Raw genomic sequence first — 481 nt, forward strand, 5'->3', positions numbered from 1 at the left:
AGCGTGGCGCGTGCGGCGGACATTGCCAATTCAGCCGATCCGAATCAGTCGGACTACGCCATTATCGGTAACGCAATTCCGAAATATTACCTGTCGTGGACGAACACCTTTTCGTACAAGCGATTCGATCTGCGTGTGTTCATGCGCGGTCGTTTCGACTATCAAATCCTCAATACGATGGAAATGAGCTATGGTACAAAAACATTCACGGGCGGTAACTTGTTGAATAGCGCATTTGAAGAGCATGCTCAGCTGAACGACACGTATCAGTATTCTGATTATTATCTTGAAAACGGTAACTTCTTCAAACTGGATGAAGTAGCCCTCGGCTATAAATTTGATCTCCAGTCGTCCAACTACATCCGTAGTCTGCGTGTATATGTAGCAGGCCAGAACCTGGCCATCATGACCAAATATAAAGGCAATGACCCTGACTTTGTGCAAGACACCGGTATTGCCCCGGGTGTTGACGGCCGTGGCC

The 481-nt window shown here is 48.0% G+C and carries 1 pseudogene; it reads left to right on the top strand.

Going from position 1 to position 481, the window contains the following annotated elements:
* Positions 1-481: pseudogene (locus KK062_RS30005) on the top strand (SusC/RagA family TonB-linked outer membrane protein); the annotation flags it as partial.

It is taken from the genome of Dawidia cretensis (assembly GCF_018598175.1).
Classification (GTDB): Bacteria; Bacteroidota; Bacteroidia; order Cytophagales; family Cyclobacteriaceae; genus Ohtaekwangia; species Ohtaekwangia cretensis.